This is a genomic window from Paraburkholderia sp. BR13444, from assembly GCF_040948755.1.
Taxonomy (GTDB): domain Bacteria; phylum Pseudomonadota; class Gammaproteobacteria; order Burkholderiales; family Burkholderiaceae; genus Paraburkholderia; species Paraburkholderia youngii.
The window spans coordinates 1-794 of record NZ_JBFPKM010000051.1 but is presented as its reverse complement, the minus strand read 5'-3'; the positions used below and the strand labels follow the sequence as shown (position 1 = coordinate 794).

At 59.6% G+C, this 794-nt stretch carries 1 protein-coding gene; it reads left to right on the top strand.

Annotation, left to right across the window (positions count from 1 at the left end):
- Nucleotides 1-755 (top strand): transposase (locus tag AB3X95_RS38935; protein WP_368624006.1); only part of this gene is annotated, 755 nt, incomplete at its 5' end.
- Between the last annotated feature and the right edge of the window lie 39 nt (nt 756-794).

Here is a 794-nt window from a genome sequence, read left to right as displayed (position 1 = left end):
ACGCGCCGCACCTGGCGCGTCAGATTGGCCGCTACGCGCATGCGAAGCAGTACAAGCGCATGAAGAAGGCGCTGCGCACGTTGCGCTCGCGCGTTGGGCGGGTGATGCGTGATGTCGAGCGTCAGCTCGATTCAGTCGCCGACACTGGGCGCATCGCGCTGCAGGAATTGATCAGCCGCACGAGGCGGATCCTGTCTCAGAAGCAGAAGGACAAAAACAAGCTGTACGCACTGCATGCTCCAGAAGTTGAGTGTTTGGCGAAAGGCAAAGCCCGCACGCCCTACGAATTCGGTGTGAAAGTGTCGATCACGACGACACACAAGGAAGGGCTTGTGGTTGGCGCGCGCTCGATGCCCGGTAACCCATACGACGGTCACACGCTGGCTGAAGCGTTGGAGCAAGCGGCGATCTTGAGCGATGTGAAGCCCGACGTCGCCATTGTGGATCGCGGTTACAAGGGTGTCGCTGTCGAGGGAGTGAAGATCTACCACCCGGGATTGCGACGCGGAATCACGAGGGGCCTGCGCGCGATGATCCAAAGGCGAAGCGCAATCGAGCCTGCCATTGGTCACATGAAGGCCGACGGCAAACTCGACGGGAACTGGCTCAAAGGCGCACTCGGCGATGCAATACACGCAGTGCTGTGCGGCGCTGGCCACAACCTGAGGATGATCCTCAGAAAGCTGAGGCTTTTTTACGCCCTTGTTCTGATCGCCTGGCTTAGCCGATCAATCACCGTAGACTTCCAGGCTTGAGGGCAAGCGCCGACCCAACCGAATTATTCAGACCCGACT